We start from the raw sequence: 22,092 nt of genomic DNA on the forward strand, positions 1-22,092 counted from the left end.
TCAAGAACTACCTGACGCGTCGGTAGGATCAGCGGAGCGTGATCACTGGATCCGCCGGGACAGCATCTTCAGGAAGATCCTGGAGATCTCCTGCGGGGTCTGCGCGACCTGGACGTTGCCGTGCGTCACCGCGGCGATCTGCTCCAGCTCGTTGCGGTCCACGCCCTTGCCGAACCCGATCATGTTGACCTGGATCGGCTTGTTCGGGTCCTGCATGGCCTTCAGCTGCTTGAGCGTGTCCGCCAGCGTGGGGCCGCCGTCGTCGTCGTTCTTGCCGTCCGTCAGCAGCAGGATCGAATTGCCGAACTCCGGCTTGTAGGTGTCGTTCATCTGCTTGTACGCGGCCAGCATCGTCCGGTACAGGCCGGTGTCGCCGGTCGGCTTCGGCTTCATCTGGTTCAGCACCGCGAGGACGCGCCCGCGCCGGGTGCTCGACCCGATCCGCTCGCCGAGCGGGCCGATCGGCACCGTGATCCGGTACGGGACGCCGCCGGCGCCCATGTTGGTGGAGAACAGCCACTGGCCGAGCTCGGTGTCGTTCGACATCATCGCGAGGCCGCCCTGCGACACCTGCGCGATGGCCTGCAGCCGGTTGGTGTTGGGGCCGACCTTCTCCGCCATCGAGCCGGACACGTCGATCAGCGTCAGCATGCGCAGCCCGAGCGACAGCTTCGACCACGCCTGCATGACCTTCGCGACGTCCGCGCTCTTCGGCGTGGGCAGCTGCCGCGGCTTGGCCGGGCTGACCCCGGCCGCCTCGGTGAAGCCCGCCGGCGCCTTGCTGTCGGTCGTGCGGAAGCCGAGGTCGTGGACGTCCTTGCGGGTCGCCTCGGTGCTCATCGCCTGCTCCAGCAGCCGGGCGCCCTTCTGCTTGGCGGCGTCCTTGCTGGTGACGGTGAACGGGTAGTCCATCGACAGCGTGCCCTCGATCGGGTACAGCGCCACCGCGGGCTCCGCCGGCTTCGTCCTGTTGTACTGGTACAGGGCCTGCTCGGACGACAGCGAGATCGGCTTCTTGCCGCCCTTGTCCTTGCGGAACGCCGCGAACTCCGACTCCACCGAGGGGACGGTGCTCTCCCGGACCGTCCGGACGATGCCGGTGAAGATCGAGTCGCGGTTCGGGTCGTTGGCCAGCAGCATGCTGGTGACCATGAGCGAGCCCATGCCCGCCGCGTTCTTCATCGGGTCCGGGACGACCAGCCGCACCGCGCCGGCCGGGATCATCTGGTTCTTGGTCACCGCGCCGCCGGCGACGCCGCCCGCGGCCTTCAGTAGGTTGTCCCAGGACGGGCTGGCGGTGATGCCCTCCTTCTTCAGCTGCAGGGCGAGCGACTGCGGCAGCCCGACCACGATCGGGCTCTTGGCCAGCGAGGTCTTGGTGGATACCACGCCGCCCTCGTCGCCGCCCTCGGCGTTCGACTGGGCCAGCGAGACCCACAGGGACGAGTCGGGGATCCACACGTCCGGCCGGTCGTTCGACACGGCCTGGCCCGACAGCAGCGGCGTCACCGCCGACGGCTCGACCTTCTTCACCGTCGCCTTGACGCAGGTGCCGTCGACCTTGTGCTTGCTGTCGTTGAAGCGTCCGGCGGCCTTCTCCACGACGGGCGCGATGTCCGGCGCCGCCGCGACCGACAGGTTCATCGCGTCGTCGCCGGAGCAGCCGCCGCCGCTCTCGGCGAACGCGTAGACGCCGACGCCGAGCAGCAGCGCGAGGCCCACGGCCCCGGCCATCGGCCCGATCAGCGCGGTCGCGCTGCGCTTGCGCTTGCGGCGCCCGTACTCGTAGCCGCCGGACCCGCTGTCGTAGCCGCCCGACCCGCCGCCGTAACCGCCGGACCCGCCGGACCCTCCAGAGCCCCCGGATCCGCCGCCGTAACCGCCCGATCCGCTCGACGAGCCGGACCCGCCGCCGAAGAACCCCGACTGGCCGCCGTCCGAACTGCGGATCGAGTCGTACTCGCTGTACCCGGTGCCCGCCAGCGGTGAGGACTCGCGCGGCGGCCCCTGCGGGGACGACGACCGCGGCTCACCCTGCGGATACCCACCGGAAGGCTCGCGGCGCGGGTAGCCGCCGGACGCCTCGCCCTGCGGGTAGCCGCTGGACCGTCCAAGGCCGTAGCCGCCCGCGTCGGACGCGCCGCCGAACCCGCCGGCCCCGTAGACCGGCTCCTCCGACGACTGCCGGGGCGTGAACCACTCGGGCGTCTCGCCCGACGCGCCGGGCGGCGCGCCCTGCGGCCCGGCCTGGGGCTGGGAGAGCGGTGCGCCCTGGCCGTCCCGCGCGCCGAACCAATCGGACGACCCGTCGTTGGCCGGGCCGAAGACTGGCCTGGACGGGTCGTAGCCGCCGTCCGCCCCGTCAGGGAAGTCATTGCGATGACGTCCGCTCATGGCCTGCCCTCGATTCACCAGAAACCCGCCGATGTTCCCCGGCACTGTAGTAGTACGAACGAGAGGTTACAAAGAACTCAAAACTGATAATGACGCAGGTCATCACCGTATGTCCCGACGAACCTGGCATCGCACCCGAGCATCACGGACCGCGACGACGGCGGTACGAACAGGCGCGGACGGCCGCCCGCGACGACCGGATCCGGCCGTCCGGGACGGCAGACTTGGGGGCATGGCCGACCTCATCCCCGTCCCGGATCCCGCCGATCCGCGCCTCGCCGACTACGTCCGGCTCCGCGACGTGAACCTGCGCAAGAGCCTGGAGGCCGAGCACGGCCTGTTCATCGCCGAGGGCGAGAAGGTGATCCGCCGCGCGATCGCCGCCGGCCACCCCGTCCGCTCCCTGCTGATGGCGCGCCGCTGGGCCGACCCGCTCGCTGACGTCCTGTCCGGCCTGGACGCCCCCGTCTACGTCGTGGACGACGCCGCCATGGAGTCGGTCACCGGTTTCCCGGTGCACCGCGGCGCCCTGGCCTCCCTCGAACGCCTCCCGCTGCCCCCGGTCGCGGACGTCCTCGCCACGGCCCGCCGCGTCATCATCTGCGAGGACATCGTCGACCACACCAACATCGGGGCGATCTTCCGCTGCGCGGCGGCCCTGGGCGTGGACGCCGCCGTCCTCGCCCCGCGCTGCGCCGACCCCCTCTACCGCCGCTCCGTGAAGGTCTCGATGGGCGCCGTGTTCGCCCTGCCGTACGCCCGCATGACCGACTGGCACAACGACCTGTCGCTGATCCGCGACGCGGGCTTCCAGCTCCTGGCCCTCACCCCCGCCCCCGATGCCGAACCCATCGACGACCTGAAACCGGCCGACCGCCGGGCACTTCTCCTCGGCTCCGAAGGCGACGGCCTGTCGTCCCGCTGGCTGGACCAGGCCGACCACCGCGTCCGCATCCCCATGAACGAGACCGCCCAGCAACGCGGCGTCGACTCCCTCAACGTCGTGGCCGCCGCCGCAATAGCCTGCTACGCCCTGACCAGATCATGACCCGAATGGCGCATCAGGCCATTCTGTAAACCGGTGAATCATCGGCGCTTTTTGTCTTCCAGCGGCCCGAGTACACTCGCTCCTTCCCTCTCGCCGGCGGCCGTGCCAGTAGCCGTGCACCGGCCGTCGCCACCTTCCGAAGCGAGGAGCCGGCGGCGTCATGGTGCTCTGGGATGAGAAAGGTCGCCGCCGATTTGCGCGTTACTTGGAGCGGTCGCCGAGAATTGTGAAGGTGATCTGCGCGGTGCCGGGCATCCTGCTGGCGCTGGAGGTCGCTTTCGGTGCGCTGGCGCTGCTGGACAATGGTGGGGAGGCCCTGGCCACGGGAACCGCCGACATCCGCACCTGCACCAGGGATCCGCTGACCGGATGGGTCATGTACCGGTGCGAACTGGAGGGCGCGGACGGCAGTCCCATCGACCCAGTCGGACTGAGCAGGGGAGGCGCCGGTCTCGCGTCTCAGGTGGCGGTCCGGATGTTCAACCTCCGGCCGATCTCTTCGGCGGTCGGGACGCGGCCGGCGGAGGGATCAGCCATTCCAAGAGCGCGGGGATGGGGCGTCACCGGTCACCCCAGCACGGGGATGGACGTGCCGAGGTCGGCGATGTCCGCCCTCATCGGGACGTAGCCACCCGTTCCCGTAGTCCGGTCATTCTGTCGCCGTTGGTGACGGCAGCGCCGAATGGACGGCCAGACGTATTAAGGCGTGCGGCATCGCAGGCCAAGGACGGTCGAGGAGAGCGGCGGCTAGCGTCCCTGCGCGGGCCTTGTGGTGGCGGTGACGGGGGAATCCTCGCTGGTCACTTGCCGAACATGCCGCGGCGCGGGCGCCGGTGCGTTCCCTTCGTGCGCTTGGCGGCGGCCCCGGCGGGCACTCGGCGCCGTCCGAGCCGCAACTGCGTCAGCAGCAGCGAGAACGCGACCATCAGGGCGGCCAGCCAGGCGATCTGCGTACTCGCCATCCGCTCGAACGTGATGTCCTGCGCGACGGGCGCCTTGTTACCCTGCAACCGGCTCTGCGGCGTCCCCGACCCGGGCACCGGACTCGGCGCCACCGAAGGGCTGGGCGCCTGGATCGGCGGCAGCGCCACCTGCGGATTCCTCGGGCTGAACGACGAGTTCGGCGACGGCGGCACGTACCCGCCCGTCCCGCTCGACGACCCGCTCCCCGACCCCGACCCGCCACTGCCGGACCCGCTGCTCCCGCTCGCCCCCGCCGTCTTCGTCGGCGTGGGCGACGGCTTGGACGGCGTCCGCGACGGCTTCTTCGTCGGCTTGGACGTCGTCGGCGGTTTTGTCGAGGACGGAGGATCGGTGGGCGTCTCGGTCGGCGGATCCGGCTTGACCGGGTTGAAAGTCAGAGCAACCGGCTCGCTGGTCGCCGTCGGCTGCTCCTCCCCGAAGCTGCCCACGACCGTCATCGTGACGGTCACGGTGACCGGGGCGTCGAGCTCGTCACTGACCCCAACGACGGAGGTGGCCGTCTCCTTCGTGGTATTCACTTCGCCGAAGTCGCACAGTGTCTTATCGAGGTCGCATCCCTTGATGACCTTCGCCTCCACCCCTGAGGGGCTGGAGGCGAGCTTGACCTCGCTGATGCGGACCGCCGAAGCCACTTCCGCGGTGGTGGCGACCGTTGCGGTGACGGAGATCGGCTTCCCCGGCTCCAACTGCTTCTGGGCATCAACGGTGATGGTCAGCTTGGGAGACGCGGCTTCGGCGGCGATAGCGGATGCGCCGCCGGCGGCGAGGACGGCCGCCGTGCCGAGACCGATGAACACCGGTTTGATCGCCGATCGGCAGATCACTGCCGCAGCACCTCCGTCGCGTCGCCGTTGGGCGCCCGTGTCCGATATGCACAGCCCGAGGGGTCGCCTCGACAGTCAAGCGAACACGCATCCGCGGGCCAAATCAACCCCGACGGGGGTTAGATCATCTCTTCCCGGACGTCCTCGACGTCGGTGGCGGGAGCCCACGCCTGCCAGACGCCCTGGTCGATGCGGTCGAGCCCCATGTTCTCGGCGACGGGGGCGCGTCCTCCCGTGTACTCGACGCGCAGCCAGCTTTCATGCTCGCCGACGATGACGAACCGTTCGCCGCGCCAGCGGCAGGTCGTCCGGACGTACCGGAGGTCCTCGATCTCGGACGCGGGGACGATCCGGCGGTACCGGCCGGGCCGCAGTTCCTCGAAGCCGTCGGTCGGGCCCGGCGCGTACAGCCGGACCTCCCCGTCGGCGCCCGGCGCGGCCTCGAAGTCGCGGCCGAGCCAGCGCGCGACGTACCCGTCCCGGATCACTGCGCGGCCTCCGTCCGTCCGTCGCGGCCCTCGTGGCTCGCCTCCGGCCGCAGCCAGGCGAGCCGGTCGGGGTCGTACATCGCCACGAACCGCTCGGTCCGGTCGCGGCCGAGGTAGTACATCTCCGCCCCGTACGGGAGGCGGGCGCTGTCCACCTTGTACTCGCGGATGGAGCCGGCGCTTCCCGGGGCGAAACCGCCGCCGAGGAATGGCGGCCGCTCGATGACCCAGCCGGACTCGCCCCACGCGGCCAGTTCCGCCTCGTCGCGTCCGCCGAAGGGGACGCGGTAGAGGCCGGGGCAGTAGGCGGGCCACCGGATGACGTACACGCCGTCGTCGGTGACTGAGAACGGGGAGCCGTCGTACAGCAGCCCGAGCGTCTCGTACAGCTGGCCGGGCGTCTGCAGTTCGGCGACGTCGCCGGTGGAGTGCACGAACCCGCCGACCCGGTCGTAGCCCTGCTCCAGGTACCAGGAGACGAGCCCGTGCGGGACGACCTTCTGCATGATGGTGGGGGACGAGACGCGGTCGTCCAGGTCGGACGGCAGCCGCGTCGCTTCCGGCTCGGGTTCCGGTTCGGGCTCCGGACGCGGCGGCGGCAGCAGCGGGACCTCTGGCCGCGCCGGGACGAGCCCGACCCGCACCGCCCACTCGCTGAGCGCCCGCACCTGGTCGCCCTGCAGCGACGCCCCGATGCGCGTGCCCGGGTTGAGGAGCATCGCCCAGTCCTCGCGGGGCCATGCGCCGATCAGCTCGCGGAAGTCGGCGTACACGAACCGCGACTCGGGTAGCACCTCGCGCAGCCGCACCAGCGACGTGAACACCCGCACGGACGACTCGTCGCGCAGCGCCGCGTCCCACCGGAACTCGTGCTGTATGGGCGTCACCTCGAGCGGCGCCTCGTCCGGGATGGGGACGAGCACGTTGGCGTTCAGCAGCACCCGCAGGAACGCGTCGGAGTCGCCGCTCGACGCGGCCTCGTAGAGCTCCTGGTCGATGCGGTTCCCTGGCTCGAACGCCGGCTCGGGCTCCGCGACGGCCCGCAGGCCGCGCGGCCCCGGCGCACCCGCCTCGCCTTCACCGGCCACGGCCGGCGGCACAGGGTCGGCCGGTTGCAGTGGCTCGGCCGAGCGCACGGGCTCGACCGGCGGCACGGGCTCGGCCGGGGGGACGGACTCGACCGGCGCGGGCACGGACTCGACCGGCGGCGATGCGGGCTCGACTGGCGGTGGTACGGGCTCGACGGGACGGGGGGCCGGGACGTCGGACGAGCCGAAGTCGCCGTACGGGGATTCGGCGCCCGCGTCCCGTCCGACGGATGGGACGCCCTGCGCCGGAGCGCCGCCGAAGTCCGCGCGGTGAGCCCCGGGCTCGCCGGGCTCTCCGAAGCCGCCCGGAGCGCCCGCAGGCGAGACGGCCGTGCCGGGGGCGTCCGCCGGGAGCCCCGAAAGTCCGCTGTTGGGGAGTGCCGTCGGCGGTTGCTCGTGCGGGGCGGGAACGTCGTGACCGGGTGCGTCGGCCGGACGCCCTGGCACCTCACCGGACGGAGTCGTCCCCGTGGGTGCGCCGGGCGGCGGGACTGGGAGCCCGCCGGTGTCGCCGCCGAAGGCCGCGGCAGGCGCTTCGGTCGGGCCGCCCAGGAGACTCTCCGGTGGCGGGGTGGCGTGGCCGCCGGTGCTGGTGACGGGTGGTGCGGGCGCTTCGTTCGGGCCGGTCAAGGGGGCTGCCGGTGGCTGAGTGGCGTGGCCGCCTGTGCCGGTCACAGGTGGGGCGGGTGCGTCGGTCGGGCCGGTCAACGGAGCTGCCGGTGGCGGCATGGTGTGGCCGCCGGTGTTGGTGAAGGGCGTGCCGGGGGGGTCCGCTGGACGGCTCGGGAGGTCGTGCGGCGGCGGGGGCGCGACCTCTTCGGGCGTCGTGACGGAGGGATCCGGTGCGGCCGCCGGGCCGGGCAGGGGGACCTCCGGCTGCGGGCGCGCAGGTCCGGCGCTGTCCGCGCTGGGGAGGGCGGGTGCGTCGGCCGGGTCGCCCAAGGGGGCTTCCGGCTGCGGGAGCGAGTGGCCGCCGGTTCCCTCGGCGGGCGTCGTGGCAGCAGGGGGCGGCGGTGTGCCGGTCGGGCCGCCCAGGGGAGTTTCCGGTGGTGGCGGGGCGGTGGGGCCGGGCTGGCTCAGGAGGTCGGTGCCGTGTGCGCCTGCCTGCTCGGGGGCGGCGGGCGGGGCCGCCTGAGCGGTGGGAACGGCTTCGTGCGGGGAGCCCGCGTGGTGGCCGGCGTCGGTGCCGCGAGCCGGTTCGGGGGCGGGTGCGTCCTCGTGCGGCGGGCCGGCGTGGCGGCCGCGGTCGGCGGACGCGTCCGGCGGGACGGCGGGCGCCACCGGGACGGCCGGGGTCTCCGGCGGCGGGGGCGTGGACGCCGACGGCGGGGCCGCCGGGAGGCGCAGCGTGCGGAGCTGCTCGCCCGGCATCGACGCGTCGATGGGCGTGCCCGGGTTGAGGACGAGCGTCCACTCGGTGTCGGGCCAGGCGGCGACCATCTCGTGCAGGCTCGGCATGATGAAGCGGGACGAGCCGATGGCGTCGTTCATCCACTTCAGCGACGTGAACACCTGGATGGACGTCCGGCCGTGGACGGGGATCGGCCGCCACGGGAACTCGGGGTCGCCGGGGACGATGCCCCACGGGGTGTCGGCGTCGGCGGGCAGCAGCACCTGCGCGCCCAGCAGGATCTTGTAGAAGCCCTCGGTGTCGCGGCGCCGGGCGGTGTCGAACAGGCGCTGCTCGATGTCGTTCTGCGGCTCGAAGCGGTCGGTCATGCGCTGCGCGGCGCGCTGGTCGGCCCAGGTGGCGAGGCCGGGGAGCTGCTGGGCGAGGACGGTGCCGCCCGCGGGGGAGCCGGAGTTGATGGCGAGGAGCCAGTCGTGGTTCGGCCAGTAGCGCAGGACGACGGTGAACGGCAGCGTGATGTACTCGGTGCCCGGCGGCGACGCCTCCGTGAGCCGCTCGGGCGAGGTGAAGACGGGCACGACCGTGGAGCCGTCCACCTCGCGGGTCTGCCAGGGGAAGCCGGGCCGGCCGGGGCGCAGCGCGAAGTCGAGGTCGGGCGGGACGGGCAGCAGCACGTCGGTGGCCGCGAGCGTCTGCAGGAACAGGTCGTGGTCGTTGTTCGCGGCGGCCCGCAGCAGCTCGCGCTCGACGTCGTTCGCGGGCTGGAACTCGGGGCGGGGCGACTGCCGGGGCAGCTCGCGGTGCTGGTCGCGGAGCTCCTCCCAGGCGGCGGGCGCGCGGCCGACCCGCGGCGGCCGCCCGTCGCCCTCGGCGACCTGGCGCACGAACCAGGCCGGCATCCGCGCCTCGATCGGCAGCACGGCGCCGACGCCGTGCGCGGGCGCGTCGATGGCGAGCCACCAGCGGGCGTCCGGCCAGGTCTCAGCGATGTCGCCGAACCGGACGGTCATGAAGTGCCGGTAGGACGGCCCGAGGCAGGCGCGCATCGCCGACGCCGACGTGTAGACCAGCACGTGGACGCGGCCGTCCTCCTCCTGGGTCGGCCACGACGGCTGCGTCTCGTTGGCGAGGACGCCGTCCACCAGTTCCGGCGGGACGGGGACGACGAGTTCGCTGTCCGCGAGGAGGCGGAAGTAGCCCTCCTGGTCCCCGGCCCGGACGGTCTCCTGAAGCCGGTGTTCAAGCTCCGACGTGGGTCGCCACGCGTCGGCCACGGTCGCCACCCCCTGTTTCCTCCGTGCTCGTCCCCGCGCGACTGCCTACGCTACATGGGCGAACAGGACCAAAGAGCATATTCGCCCGGCCGTCCGCGGGTCCCCGCAGGTCAGCGCGCCGCCAGCCCGGCGAGGGCGGCGAGCAGCCGGTCGATGTGCTCCTCGCTCGTCCCGATGCCGATGCTGGCGCGCACGGCGGCGGCGTCCCCGCCGGCGAGGTGCCGGACGAAGGGGTGGGCGCAGAACTTCCCGTCCCGGACGCCGATGCCGTGCTCCTCCGACAGCGTAAGCGCCACGTCGCGCGCGTTCCAGCCGTCCACGATGAACGACACGATCCCGACGCGCGGCGCCCGGCCGCCCCACAGGCTCAGCTCCCGGACGGACGGGATCGCGGCCAGCCCCGCCCGCAGCCGTCCGACGAGCGCCTCCTCCCGCGCGGCGAGGTCGGGGAAGGACGCGGAGAGCGCCTCGCACGCGGCGGCCAGCGCGATCGCGCCGAGGACGTTCGGCGACCCGGCCTCGTGCCGCTGCTCGGCGGACGCCGCCCACCGCGTCGTCGCGCCGACCGACGCGCTCGCCCCGCCGCCCTTCAGGTAGGGGTCGGCGGCGCGCAGCCAGTCGGCGCGCCCGGCGAGCACGCCGGCGCCGAACGGCGCGTACAGCTTGTGGCCGGAGAACGCGGCGTAGTCCAGGCCGAGCGCGGTCATGTCGAGCGGCCGGTGCGGGACGAGCTGCGCCGCGTCCACCGCGATGCGGGCGCCGTTGCGGTGCGCGACCCGCGCCAGCTCCTCGACCGGCCACAGCTCGCCGGTGACGTTGGACGCGGCGGTGACGACGAGCAGCCGCGGCCCGACCGGGCATGACCGCAGCGCCCGGTCGGCGGCGGTGATGGCCTCGGCCGGCGTCGCGGGCGCGGGAAGCCGCACGGCGCGCTTCCACGGCAGCAGAGAGGCGTGGTGCTCGGACTCGAAGACCACGACGCTCGTCCCGGCGGGGACGGCGTGCGCGAGCAGGTTCATGGAGTCGGTGGTGTTGCGGGTGAACACGACGGCGGAGCGGCGCCAGGCGCCGAGGAACGAGCGGACGGTCTCGCGGGCCTCCTCATAGGCGCCGGTAGTGACCTGGGAGGCGTAGCCCGCGCCGCGGTGCACGCTGCTGTAGTACGGCAGCGCGCGGGTGACCGCGTCCTGCACCACCTCCAGACAGGGCGCGCTGGCGGCGTAGTCGAGGTTGGCGTAGGGGACGCGGCGGCCGTCGCGCAGCGGCACCGGGACGTCCGCCCCGATCACGCGCGGGATCCGGTGAACCCGGACCCCCTCGGTGCGCGTCTCAGCGGGCGTGATGGGGGAGCGGGCGAGCAGCGTGGGCATGCCGGGACCTTCCGGGGTCAGGGACCCCGGGACACAGGCCGGGATCCGCGCTTGCCGGGACGCGGTGGTGCGTCCGGCCAGGTCCTCACCCGGGGCACCCCATCGCGGACGAAGGGTTGCCGGCCAGCAAGCCGGGGCTTGACGCTGGCGCTCATGACCTAATGCGGAATTATATGCGGGTCCGTTCTGGGATCAAGCGGGAGGGGATGCGATGCGGTACGGGGTGGCGCGGGCGCTGGCCGGGGGCGTGATGGTGCTCGGCACCCTGAGCGGGTGCGGGATGCTGGGCGGCAACACCGACCAGGTGTGCGCCGACACGAAGAAGGCCTTCCAGCAGTACATCACCCAGGTGCGGAGCGTGCCGGCGGCCGAGCCGGCGCAGTGGCGGCAGGCGACCGAGCAGCTCGCCGGACGCGTGGACGGGCTGGCGAAGCAGGCCGACGACGCGGCGCTGAGCAAGGCGCTGAAGGCGGAGGCGGGCAGGCTGCGCGCCGCCGCGCCCGCCGTCGGCACCGGCGACGTCTCCCAGCTCGACACCGTGATGCAGGAGACGCCCGCCAAGATCGGCAAAGCCTGCGACTGAGCCCCGCCCGCCCGCCCGCGCGAAGCGGGCGGGCACGGGCAGGCTCAGCCGGTCACGCCGGAGCGGGTCCAGCCGCCGATGCGGCCACCGCCGCCGTCGCCGGTACCGCCGCCGTCACCACCTCCGCCGTCACCGCCTCCGCCGGGGTCGCCGCCTCCGCCGTCACCGCCGCCCCCGCCGTCCGGGGGCTGGATGATGGTCGGCAGCCCGGTCGGCGGGGTCGGGATGTCCGGCTCCTCCGTGGGCGGCTCCGGTTGGGACGGCCCGGTGGTGCGGGGCGGCTGCGGCCCGTCCGGGCTGGTCGGGCGGGTCGGCAGGCCGTTGCCGGTGCCGGGCCGCATCGACGGCGACCCGAACGACTTGGGCTCGTAGTCCTTGATGTCGACGGCGTCGGTCATGTAGGTGCGCCAGATCTGCGCGGGCAGCTGCCCGCCGTACGCGCCGTAGCCCGGGATGTTCAGCGGCTTGCCGTCGCTGCGGAACATCGCGACCGACGTCGCCATCTGCGGGATGAACCCGTTGAACCAGATCGCCTTGCCCTTGTCGGTCGTGCCGGTCTTGCCCGCGACGTCGCGGCCGTCGGGCAGCTGGGCGCCCGTCCCGGTGCCGCCCTCGACGACCTTCTCCATCGCGTACGTCGCGTCCCGCGCGTTCTGCTCGCTGAGCGCCCGCTTGCCCTTCTCGGTGAACGTGCGCTTGTGGTCGTCGTTGTCGGTGACGGCCTTCACCACGAACGGCGCCCGGTACACGCCCTCGGACGCGAACGTCGAGAACACGCCCGCCTGCTGGACGGGGTGCAGCGACACGATGCCGAGCGGGAACGTGGCGGCGCCGCGCTGCGCCTTGGTCATCTGGCTCGCCGGGATGCCCATCTTCTCGGCCATCTCGGCGATCTTCTCGGTGCCGATGTCCTGGCCGAGGTTGACGTAGGCGGTGTTGATCGAGTTCTGGGTGGCGGTGACGAGGTTCACCGACCCGAAGCTCTGGTTGCTGTCGTTGCGGATGGACGACCCCGCGAACGTCTGCGGTGAGCTGCCGTCGTAGGTGGAGCTGAGCGAGCGGCCGTCCTCCAGCGCGGCGGCCAGCGCGATCGGCTTGAACCCGGACCCGGCCTGCGCCCAGTCGCCGAACGCGCTGCTCAGCGCCTCCTCCAGATAGCCGCGACCGCCGTAGAAGGCGAGCACCTGCCCGGTGGCCGGGTCGACCGACACCGCCCCGGTGCGGATCTTCTTGCTCATCCCGTCGGGGGTGTTCTGGTTGACGGCCCGCTTCATCGCGTCCATCAGCCGCTTGTCGAACGTCGTGGTGATCTTCAGCCCGCTGCGGTTGAGCTCGTCCTCGCTGTAGCCGCGGCGCTCGGTGAGCTCCTTCTTGGCCACGTTGACCATGTAGCCCTTCTGGCCCTTGAGGACGTCGGTGATCTTCTGCTTGACCGGCGTCGGGAACTCCATCGCGGCGGCGTCGGCGGACGTCAGGTAGCCGTCCCGCGCCATGTTGCCGAGGACGGAGCGCCACCGCTGCTCGGCGGCGGTGCGCTGGGCGCCGGTCGGGTCGGCGAAGTTGCTCGGCTGCTGGATCGCCGCGGCGAGGTAGGCGCCCTCGGCGGGCGTCAGCGCGGAGACGTCCTTGCCGTAGTAGGCGTGCGCGGCGGCCTGCACCCCGTAGGCGTTGCGCCCGAAGTAGATCGTGTTGAGGTACTGCTCCAGGATCCAGTCCTTGGACTTCTCCCGGTCGACCTTCAGCGCGACCATGATCTCTTTGAGCTTGCGGGTGACCGAGCGCTCCTTGCCGATGCCGCCGTAGTAGTTGCGGACCATCTGCTGCGTGATCGTGGACCCGCCCTGCAGCTGCTGCCCGGTGACGGTCGACCAGAACGCCCGCGTCGTGCCCTGCACGGAGACGCCGGGGTCGTCGTAGAAGCTGCCGTTCTCCGCCGCGATGACCGCGTTGCGGGTGCTCTCCGGGATCCGGTCGAGCTTGACCGCGTCCCGGTTGATGCCGGTCTTGGCGATCACGGTCTTGCCGTCGGCGTAGTAGAACGTCGGGCCCTGCGCGATCGCCTTCTCCTGCGGGGACGGGACGGGGGTCAGCAGGTAGGCGACGCCGAACGCGGCGACGCAGAACCCGATGAACCCGAGCAGCAGGAAGACCGTCCGGCGCAGGATGCGGGCCTTGCGGCTGCGCGGCTTGCGCGGGCCGCGGCCGCGGCCCCCGCCGCTCCCGTCGCCGCCTCCGCCGCCGTCGCTTCCGGGCGGCGGCGGTCCTCCGTGCTTGGACGAGGCGGCGGGCATGCTCTTGGTATCACCGCCGTCCGGCGCTCCGACACCGGCGGACGCCGATTCGCCCGCGGGATCGTCCGGTTCGTCGGCTAGATCACCTGGTTCGCCCGGCGCCGTTTCGCCGTCCTCTTCCCGGTCGCCTTCCCGGTCGCCTTCCGGGGCCCCTTCCGGAGCGTCTTCCGGGTCGCGCTCCGCGGCCGCCGATTCGCCCGCATCGTCGCCGGAGTCACCCGATTCGGGAGCCTTATCGCCGTTCTGAGATATGCCGTCCTCGCCGGTGAATTCGGCGTCCGGGGCGGATTCCTCGGCCTCCGCGGTCAGCGTGGCGGTCGCCGGACCGTCCTGGTCGGCCGGTGTCCCCGCCTCGGAGCCGTGCAGGTCCACCTCGGCGGCCCCGGTGGACGCGTCGCCCTCCGGGACCTTTTCGCTGTCGCTCACAAGCCCCCCGTGATTAATGCGTTACCGACCATACCTGAGGGGATCCGTGCGCCGAACGCCCAATGCGCGACCCGGTGCCCGCCCAATAGGAGGACGGGCAATCCGCGCCGCCGGTTGTCGTGACGGACGTCGCAATGCGCGCTTTCCCGCAACGCGGAGCGGCGGGGGCCCGATCCGGGCACCCCGCCGCCGTCACGCGCCCGCCGGGCGCTACTTCTGGATCTTGGCCAGGATGTCCACGACGAACACCAGGGTGTCCGTGCCCTTGATCTTGGGCGGGCTGCCCTCCTTGCCGTAGCCCTCCGCCGGCGGCAGCACGAGCAGCACGCGGCTGCCGACCTTCGCGCCGGTGAGGCCCTTGTCGAAGCCGGGAATGGTCGCCCCGGTGCCGATCGGGAAGTTCGCGGGCTGCTTGTTGTCCCAGCTGGAGTCGAACTTGTCGCCGCTCTTCCAGATCTTGCCGACGTAGTTCACCACCGCGTCGTCGCCCTTGGCGAGCGCCGGGCCGGTGCCCTCGACGAGCGTCTTGACCTGGAGCTTGCCGGGCGCGTCCGCGTCCGGGACCGTGATCTTGGGCTCCTTGGCGCCCTGGTCCTCGACCTTCGGCAGGTTCTTGTCGTCCAGCTTCTTCGGGGTGCCCTCGGGCTTCGGGTCCTTCGGGACGGCGGCCTGGATGTCCATGACGAACACCACCGCGTCCTTGTCGGTGATCTGCTGCGGGCTCAGCTGGCTGAGGTCCTTGGACGGCGGGAGCTGGAGCACGACCCGGCTGCCGACCGTCTGGCCGACCAGGTTCTTGTCGATCTCCTTCAGGCCGCTCTTGCCGATGACGAGGGGCCGCGCGCCGCTCGGCTGCTGGGCCTGCTGCTCGTAGGTCGAGCTGACCTTCTCGCTGGTGCTCTTGACGCGCGAGTTCTCGTCGTCCTTGTCCTTGGACCACTTGTAGGTCGCGAACTGGACGTAGACGGTGTCGCCGTCGGCGACCGCGCGGCCGTCGCCCTTGATCGGGTTGGTGATCTTCACACCGGTGGCGGGCGCGAGCTTGGTCGGGATCTCGACCTTGGGCTCGGCGGCGAACTTGCCGGTCACCTCGATCACCGGGTCAGGGCGGTTGACCCACCAGTACACGCCGCCGGAGATCGCCAGCGCGGCCACCACGATCCCGGCGATCATCATCATCCGCCGCTTGCGCGCCTGCTTGGCGGTCAGCGCGGACGGGGCGGACGGCCGGTTCAGCCCGCTGCCCCGCCCGGCGCTGATGCCGTGCGGGGTGAATTCGGGGCTGCGGATGCTCTGGGCGTTCGGGATCTTCGCCTTCGCCTTGACCGCCGGCTTGCCCCGGGGCTTGTCATCCTCGGACATGGTTCCTCACTTGCTCCGGGTTCGACGACATCACGAACGTGACCACCCTTCCAGGGCCGGGCTAAGCGCAGCGTGAAAACCGTGCAAAGGAGGCCGACCCGCAATCTACCGGTCACGCGTGGGTCGCGGTGCCGTCCGGCAGGGGACAGGAGAAGCCGCCAGGATATCCCCGCCGGCGCGATGACTCACGCCCTCTGGATGGCAGGCTGGGGGAATGCGCCTCGCGACGTGGAACGTCAACTCGGTGAAGGCCCGGCTGCCGCGCCTTCTGGCCTGGCTGGACGAGACGAAACCCGACGTCGTCTGCCTGCAGGAGATCAAGTGCCGCGCGGACCAGTTCCCGTCCGCCGAGGTCGAGGAACTCGGCTATGCCACTGCCGCGCACGGCGACGGCCGGTGGAACGGCGTCGCGGTTCTTTCACGGGTCGGCATTGAGGACGTCTCCAACGGATTTCCCGGTGAGCCCGTATATGAGGGTGAAGCCGAGGCGCAGGCGAAGCTGACAGAGCCCGCCCTCCTCGTTCCCGAGGCCCGCGCGATCGGCGCCACATGCGGCGGTATAAGGGTCTGGTCGCTGTACGCGCCGAACGGCCGCACCCCGGAGTCGGTCCACTACCGGTACAAGCTCGAATGGTTCGCGGCCCTGCGCGACGCGCTGGCCGCGGAACTGTCGGCGGGGGCGCCGCTGATGGCGACCGGCGACTACAACGTGGCCCCCACCGACGACGACGTCTGGGACCCGTCCGTCTTCGTCGGCTCCACCCATGTCACGCCCGCCGAACGGCAGGCCCTCGCCGAACTCCGCGAGCTGGGCCTCCACGACGTCGTCCCGACCCCGATGAAGGGCCCCCACCCTTATACCTACTGGGACTACCGGGCCGGTGCCTTCCACAAGAACCTCGGCATGCGCATCGACCTCGTGTACGGGAACGACGCGTTCGCGGGGCGGGTCCGGTCCGCCTATGTCGACCGGGAGGCCCGCAAGGGGAAGGGGCCGTCCGACCACGCCCCGATCGTGGTCGACCTGGACTGACGCCGCCGGCCGCCCACTCCACCAGGCCGCCCGCACTCTCGGGTCAATCGGGGAAGCGGGCGAGGAGGCGGCGCTTGCGGGCGGCCGGGACGTCGGCCTCGTCGAGGACGGTGCAGCCGTCCGGCAGCAGCGCGGCGGGCTCGCCGGGCGCGAGGCACCATTCGGCCGGCATGGTCGGCCGGTCGCGGCGGGCGTCCTCGGTGAACGCCTCCCAGCCGAGCAGGCCGCCGGGCAGGACGGCCCCGGCCGCGCGCCCGAACACGGCGCGGTCCCAGAAGCCCGTGCACAGGACCAGCGCGTAGCCGTGCGGCGGCCGCCACGTCCCGAGGTCGGCCTGGACGAGCGTGATCAGCGGTTCGAGGCCGCGCCGCCGGGCCTCCGCGCCGAGCCGGCCGAGCGCGGCCTCGGAGATGTCGACGGCCGTGACGCGGCGCCCGGCCCCGGCGGCCAGCAGCGCGCTACCGGACGGCCCCGACGCCAGGTCGAGCACCGCGCCGTCCGGCATCGGCAGCGCCAACGCCCGCTCCGCCAGCGGATGGACGGGCGACAGCGCCGGGTCGTCGCCGTACTTGCCGTTCCACCGGAGCCTGTCCGGATGCCCGGCGAGCTCGGCCGGCACGTCGTCCATGCGGGCGACTCTAGCGGCGCTCCGCGATCAGGAGCATGAACATCGCCGTGGGGAAGCCCTTGCGCCACCACGGGTCGTCCCGCAGCTGCTCCGGCGTCGGGTGCGGCTCGCGGAGGTCCGCGATGACGAATCCGGCGTCTCGGAGCGTTCCAGCGTAGTACTCCAGCGGCCGGAGCCAGCTCGTGATGAGCGAAGGGGACTCCAGGCCGTCCACCAGGAACCGCTGGTCGACGCCGCGGGACGCGAAGTACTGCGACGCCGGGACGCTGTTCATCGCGCCCTGCTCGGAGTTCTCCACGTAGAAGCAGGGGTGCAGCGTCAGCAGGACCAGCCGCCCGCCGCTCTTCAGCACCCGCGCGAACTCGCCGATCGCGCGCGTCGGGTCGTGCAGGTGGCTGAACAGGTGGTTGCACACGACGAGGTCGTACCGGCCGTCCTCCATGGGGAGGTCGTCGACGCTGGCGCGGGTGAAGGTCGCGCCGGGGGACGGGTGGGACGCCGCCGCGTCGACGAGGCCCTGCGCCGCGTCCACGCCGGTCACCTCGGCGCCCATCGAGGCGAGCGTGCGGGACAGGTAGCCCTCGCCGCACCCCGCGTCCAGGACCTTCAGGCCCGCGCAGGGGCCGACGGCGTCGAGGACGGCGGCGTCGGTCAGCTCCGTCCGGTACCGGTCGCGGCGCTCCCTGATGACCTTGACCCAGTACTGCGCGTTGGCCTCCCACCTTTCACGCGTCAGATTCGCGATGGCTTGCGCCGAGTCCTCCACCGGCTCCCCATTCCGTCGTGCGGCCGTGTTCCACGTCCGGTTCAGGCGAGGCCCTTGAGCCGCCGAACCAGCGCGTTGCAGGTCTGTCTGGTCGTTCTGTCCCGGCAGTCGGCCCCGCGCAGCTCGAGCGCCTGGACGAGCTCGGCGAGCCTGCCGCCGAACGCGGGGTCGCGCTTCAGCGCCAGCGGAATGTACGTGGACGCCAGGTAGTACAGGTAGGCGTCGTTGTACACCGCTATCTCGCGCAGCACCTCGGTGGCCGTGTTGCGCAGCGAGAGGGAGCTCGGCAAGGTGAAGTCGCTGCTGATCCGGCCGTCTCTGGTGTAGGTCGGGAACGCCCATTCCTCCAGCGCCGCGTACACGGGCGTCGCGTCGAGCTCCCGGCGGTACCGCTCGGCGAGCTCGAAGTCGTTCGAGCCGATCAGGGAGCCCATCACGACGCCGCGCATCATGAACGCGGCCTGGCGCCCGGGGACCTCGAAGCCGAGGTCGGCCTCCAGCTTCCCCGTCACCTTGCTGACCTGGTGCGTGAGGATGTTCAGCGCCAGGATCGAATGGAACGAGTACGTCTTGCGGTTCAGCCGCGGGGCCAGGTCGACGGACGCGTCGAAGAGCTTCTGCGGGTCCTCCAGGAGGCCGCGGTCCGTCGAATAGATGGCTTCGAGCGCGCGGTCCTGCTCCTGGCCCCAGAAACGGGCGATGAAGGACGACGTCTTCTGCGTCGCCTGCCCGCGCACGATGTGCAGCGCGGCCTCCAGCGCGTTCAGCAGGTGCTGCTGCGCGACGGGGGAGTTCTCCAGGGCGTCCAGGTCGACCGCGAGCCCTTCGCCGTGCAGTTCGCCGACGAGCCCGTCCCGCCTTTTCCGGACGGCGTGCGCCATCGAGTACTCGGCGATTCCCGGGACGGACGACATCAGGCTCTGCAGGGACCGCCCGCTGATCCGGTCCAGCCATTCGGTGTTGTCCCACAGCCGGAAGATCGTGCTCTCGTCGAGCCCGGAGAAGGCCGCCACGTCGGACATGTTGAGGCCCATGTCCCGGGTGATGTCGGAGAGGGACTTCGGCGCACCGTCCGCTGTCATCGCTCGCCCTCGCGGTGGCAATTGTCGACGCTTCGATCCTAGCGAAGCGCCGGCCGCCGGGGGCGGGCGATCGGCGGCGAGCAGCGCGGCCGTCATGTCACCGCGGGGCGTCCAGGAGGCCCCCGCCCGCCTGGACGGCCCGCGCCGGCGCCGTCACGGCAGCCGCCACCCGTCCCGCACGCCCACCCCGAACCAGAACGTGAACGTCCCGTTGCGGCCCCGGTGGGCGCCGAAGTCGGTGGCGAGCGCCTTGAGCACCGCGAGTCCGCGCCCCCGCATCGGCAGGTGCTCGTCCTCCGCGCCGCCGGGGGCCGGCCCGCCGTCGGTGACCTCGACGCGGACGTACCGGTCGAGGTGCAGCACCGACAGCATGATCGTCCCGTCCCGCCGGGGGCGGCCGTGCAGGACCGAACCGGTCACGGCCTCGCTGGTCAGCAGTTCGAGGTCGCCGAGTTCGGAGCGGTCGGCGCCGAAGTGCTGCCCGACGAGCTCCCGGACGTAGGACCGCGCGAGCCGCACGGCCGGCGGCGTCGCCGCGAGGTCGATCTCGCCGATGAGCCGTCCCGACGACGCCTTGCCGTTGTGCCAGGCGGACGGGATCCCGAGTTCCAGCGATGGCGCGGGGGCCGGCGGCGGGCCCCCCGTGCACGCGTCTGATGCGTTCATGGCGGCGTAAGCTTCACGTCTCCGTGTCGGGCTGTAAGCGAACATGAGTTCTCAGGCCAAGTCGAAGTCGGACGTGGAAGTGGAACAACCCACAGCCTGACGCACTCCGGACACGCCAGTCACGAACCCTTGCACGCACGCAACCCGCCTACCGCGGCCAGCAAACCGTCACTCGGCGTGAGCGTCCTCGCTTCGGCCCCGCGCGGGTATGGCCTCGTGCGCGTCCGAGTGGACGTTTTAGTCCCGGGGCGCCATCCAGTGGCCGGTCGTGGACCAGCCGAGGAAGCGGCGGGCGTGCGAGGCCGTCCCGTCGTCCAGGGTGTCGCCGGCCAGGACGTGCCGCAGCCCCGCCAGCACGGGGTCGAGCCGCCGGACGGTGTGCGCCGGCTGCCGGTCCAGTTCGTCCTGCATCCAGGCGATGGCGGAGACCTGCTCCTTCAGGCCGCAGAGCGCCAGGTAGAAGACGGTCTGGCGCCAGGCGTAGGCGGCGTCCTTGACCGTGCGCAGCGGGCGCGGGTTGCCCTGGATCCGCCGCACCAGCCGGTGCGTGACGCCGAACGAGCGGCGGGCGAGGCCGTCCCAGCCGTCCAGGGGCGTGACGCCGATCGGGTGGACGAGCGCGGCCAGGTTGTGCGTGGTGATGATCTGCGCCTGCTCGATCACCGTGCCGTTGGCGGCGACCCGGCCCCACGGCCCCACGGCGGGGTTCCCGGCACGCTTCGCGCAGAGCTCGTCGAACCCCTTCCGCATCGCACCGACGGCCGCGTAATCGATGCCGTAGTAGCGGGCGTAGAGCGTGCCGTCGAGGAGTTCGCCCGCCAGTTTCGCCGCGTCCAGGAATTTGCGCGTGAACGTGCCCATGAAGATGTCGACGGCGAGTTCCTCGACGAAGGGGACGTCGATGCCCGCCTGCTTGGCGAGTCCGGAGAGCTGGCTGATCATCGGGTTCGGAATGGCCGTTCCCGGAAAGGCGTGCAGGGTCAGGCCGCCGAGCTGCGTCAGCACGGCGTGCGCGTTCTGCCGTGCGTCACCGTCCGTCCGCCGGTACTTCTGGACGGCCTCGACCCAGGGGAGTTCGTCCACCCGCACCTGGTGCTCCAGGTTCAGCAGGAGCAGCGACCGCCGGTTGCGGAACGCCCGGTGGACGGACGCCATCAGGGTGCGCAGCGCCGGGTCCGGGTAGGAGAGCGCCGTCGTGGACGCCACCAGCTGCGGCACCAGGTCCGCCAGCACCTCCGCGGACCGGACGATCCCGCGCTCGGCGAGCGTGCTGACCGGTGCCTCCAGCGCCCTGTCCACCACCGTCCGGATTCCGTCGGGAAGCTCGACGTCGCGGCCGTCGACCGGGACGGGCGCGGTGAACGGGTCCGTGGACGGGACGCCCCGGTCCTGCGGCACCGCGTCCAGCCGCTCGACCACGGCCTGCGCCAGCGCGTGGTGCGTGGGCCGCGCCGCGTCGGCGGACTGCCGGTCGCGCAGCGCGGCATGCCGTGCCTCGCCGGGCGCGCCGCGCTTGGCCACCATCGAGTCGATGGCATGCCGGAGCAGCGGGGAGGGCCGCCGCCCGGCGAGCACCTCCGCGAGGGACGTGCGGAGGATCGCCGGGTTCGACTTCGGCTTGCGGTGCTTGGTGCAGAGAGTGTGCTCGGCCGCGAGGACCGTGTAGCGGGTGAGCAGGGCGGCGCCCCGCTCCCGCCAGCCGTCCGGCTCCGCGGCGAGGATCCGGCCGTCCCGGACGGTCTCCAGCCAGTGCGCCAGCAGCTCGTCCGCGAACGGGTTCCAGACCGCCAGCGCCTCGTTCATCGCCGCGACCGCCGGGTTCGGGCGCCGCGACGCCAGGCTCCGCCGCACGTCGCCGGCCGTCTCCCGGCTGACCAGGGACGCGTCGCCGGGCGGCCGCGCGGCGGGCTTCGGCAGGAACCGCAGCGTGCCGGCGAACGGGCCGATGCTCTCCAGGACGTCCAGCGCCGCCGTCCGGTCCCCGGCCCGCAGCAGCCACGCGACGATCAGCAGCGCCGCCTCCTCGGGCAGGGCGATCTCGTACCGCCCGCTGTCGAGCAGCGCGTCAAGGCGGGCCAGCCCGGCGTCGGTCAGGTGGTGCGCGAACAGTGCGCGGCGGTTGGCGGGGATCCCGGCCTGCCGTGCGGCGTCGAGTTCGGGGCCGGTCAGGTCGCCGCCCGCGGCCGGGGCGCCGGTGGCGAAGCCGCCCTTGACGACCTCGGGCGTCACCCAGGCGGGCAGGCCCGCGACCGGGGTGCGCGAACCGATCCGCAGCGTCCCGTCGCCCATGCCGGAGAGCACGCGCGACCAGCGGTCCAGCCGCTCACCGGCCCGGCGCCGCGTCTCCGCGTCCTCGTGCGACCGCGCGGTCACGAGCGCCTTGGCCAGCTGTCCGGCGGCGTAGCCGGGGTTCGCCCGCAGCTCCTCGTCCATG

Annotated in this window: 16 protein-coding genes and 1 riboswitch; of the genes, 4 read left to right on the forward strand and 12 right to left on the reverse strand. The window is 72.4% G+C overall.

Going from position 1 to position 22,092, the window contains the following annotated elements; all coding sequences use genetic code 11:
• Positions 1-42: 42 nt before the first annotated feature.
• On the reverse strand, positions 43-2,394 hold the full coding sequence (locus AB0K34_RS03365; RefSeq protein ID WP_138641672.1) for a substrate-binding domain-containing protein: 2,352 nt from the start codon (positions 2,392-2,394) through the stop codon (positions 43-45).
• Positions 2,395-2,626: 232 nt separating this feature from the next.
• Between AB0K34_RS03365 and AB0K34_RS03370 the strand changes: the two genes are divergently transcribed.
• Together AB0K34_RS03370 and AB0K34_RS03375 are read left to right on the forward strand one after the other, a co-directional pair.
• A complete protein-coding gene (locus tag AB0K34_RS03370; RefSeq protein ID WP_138641671.1) occupies positions 2,627-3,442 on the forward strand; it encodes an RNA methyltransferase in 816 nt (271 codons plus the stop codon).
• Between the two features lie 160 nt (positions 3,443-3,602).
• Positions 3,603-4,070, forward strand: coding sequence for a hypothetical protein (locus tag AB0K34_RS03375; RefSeq protein WP_138641670.1), 468 nt, complete (start codon positions 3,603-3,605; stop codon positions 4,068-4,070).
• Between the two features lie 172 nt (positions 4,071-4,242).
• Here AB0K34_RS03375 and AB0K34_RS03380 read toward each other — a convergent pair whose 3' ends face one another.
• The 4 genes from AB0K34_RS03380 to AB0K34_RS03395 all read right to left on the reverse strand — a co-directional run bounded on the left by AB0K34_RS03380 (position 4,243) and on the right by AB0K34_RS03395 (position 10,821).
• Positions 4,243-5,223 carry a hypothetical protein gene (locus AB0K34_RS03380; protein ID WP_301174452.1) on the reverse strand — a complete coding sequence of 327 codons (981 nt, stop codon included), beginning with the start codon at positions 5,221-5,223 and terminating at the stop codon, positions 4,243-4,245.
• A gap of 146 nt (positions 5,224-5,369) precedes the next feature.
• Positions 5,370-5,738: a hypothetical protein gene (locus AB0K34_RS03385; protein ID WP_301174451.1), complete on the reverse strand. Its 369-nt coding sequence runs from the start codon at positions 5,736-5,738 to the stop codon at positions 5,370-5,372.
• On the reverse strand, positions 5,735-9,460 hold the full coding sequence (locus tag AB0K34_RS03390; protein WP_301174450.1) for an SseB family protein: 3,726 nt from the start codon (positions 9,458-9,460) through the stop codon (positions 5,735-5,737). The genes AB0K34_RS03385 and AB0K34_RS03390 overlap by 4 nt, the downstream gene beginning before the upstream one ends.
• Before the next feature lie 101 nt (positions 9,461-9,561).
• Complete coding sequence (locus AB0K34_RS03395) at positions 9,562-10,821, reverse strand: aminotransferase class V-fold PLP-dependent enzyme (protein ID WP_301174449.1); 1,260 nt, start codon at positions 10,819-10,821, stop codon at positions 9,562-9,564.
• Between the two features lie 42 nt (positions 10,822-10,863).
• Positions 10,864-10,980, reverse strand: a riboswitch (SAM riboswitch).
• 52 nt (positions 10,981-11,032) lie between these two features.
• Between AB0K34_RS03395 and AB0K34_RS03400 the strand changes: the two genes are divergently transcribed.
• Positions 11,033-11,404, forward strand: coding sequence for a hypothetical protein (locus AB0K34_RS03400; RefSeq protein WP_301174448.1), 372 nt, complete (start codon positions 11,033-11,035; stop codon positions 11,402-11,404).
• 44 nt (positions 11,405-11,448) lie between these two features.
• On the opposite strand, the gene AB0K34_RS03405 is transcribed toward AB0K34_RS03400, so the two are convergent.
• Complete coding sequence (locus tag AB0K34_RS03405; protein ID WP_301174447.1) at positions 11,449-14,121, reverse strand: transglycosylase domain-containing protein; 2,673 nt, start codon at positions 14,119-14,121, stop codon at positions 11,449-11,451.
• A gap of 210 nt (positions 14,122-14,331) precedes the next feature.
• Positions 14,332-15,483, reverse strand: coding sequence for an FKBP-type peptidyl-prolyl cis-trans isomerase (locus AB0K34_RS03410; protein ID WP_364545001.1), 1,152 nt, complete (start codon positions 15,481-15,483; stop codon positions 14,332-14,334).
• A gap of 214 nt (positions 15,484-15,697) precedes the next feature.
• Here AB0K34_RS03410 and AB0K34_RS03415 point away from each other — a divergent pair, with 214 nt between their 5' ends.
• Positions 15,698-16,516 carry an exodeoxyribonuclease III gene (locus AB0K34_RS03415; protein ID WP_138639227.1) on the forward strand — a complete coding sequence of 273 codons (819 nt, stop codon included), beginning with the start codon at positions 15,698-15,700 and terminating at the stop codon, positions 16,514-16,516.
• 43 nt (positions 16,517-16,559) lie between these two features.
• On the opposite strand, the gene AB0K34_RS03420 is transcribed toward AB0K34_RS03415, so the two are convergent.
• The 5 genes from AB0K34_RS03420 to AB0K34_RS03440 form a co-directional block, all read right to left on the reverse strand.
• Positions 16,560-17,144: a class I SAM-dependent methyltransferase gene (locus tag AB0K34_RS03420; protein ID WP_301174446.1), complete on the reverse strand. Its 585-nt coding sequence runs from the start codon at positions 17,142-17,144 to the stop codon at positions 16,560-16,562.
• Between the two features lie 10 nt (positions 17,145-17,154).
• Entirely contained in the window at positions 17,155-17,910 is a 756-nt protein-coding gene (locus AB0K34_RS03425; RefSeq protein WP_301174445.1) for a class I SAM-dependent methyltransferase, read from the reverse strand.
• A 41-nt stretch (positions 17,911-17,951) separates the two neighbouring features.
• Entirely contained in the window at positions 17,952-18,992 is a 1,041-nt protein-coding gene (locus AB0K34_RS03430) for a hypothetical protein (protein ID WP_171069246.1), read from the reverse strand.
• 153 nt (positions 18,993-19,145) lie between these two features.
• Positions 19,146-19,658, reverse strand: coding sequence for an ATP-binding protein (locus AB0K34_RS03435; RefSeq protein WP_171069247.1), 513 nt, complete (start codon positions 19,656-19,658; stop codon positions 19,146-19,148).
• 237 nt (positions 19,659-19,895) lie between these two features.
• A complete protein-coding gene (locus AB0K34_RS03440; RefSeq protein ID WP_301174444.1) occupies positions 19,896-22,091 on the reverse strand; it encodes a transcriptional regulator in 2,196 nt (731 codons plus the stop codon).
• Position 22,092 lies beyond the last annotated feature (1 nt).

Source organism: Actinomadura sp. NPDC049382, assembly GCF_040677125.1.
Classification (GTDB): Bacteria; Actinomycetota; Actinomycetes; order Streptosporangiales; family Streptosporangiaceae; genus Spirillospora; species Spirillospora geliboluensis.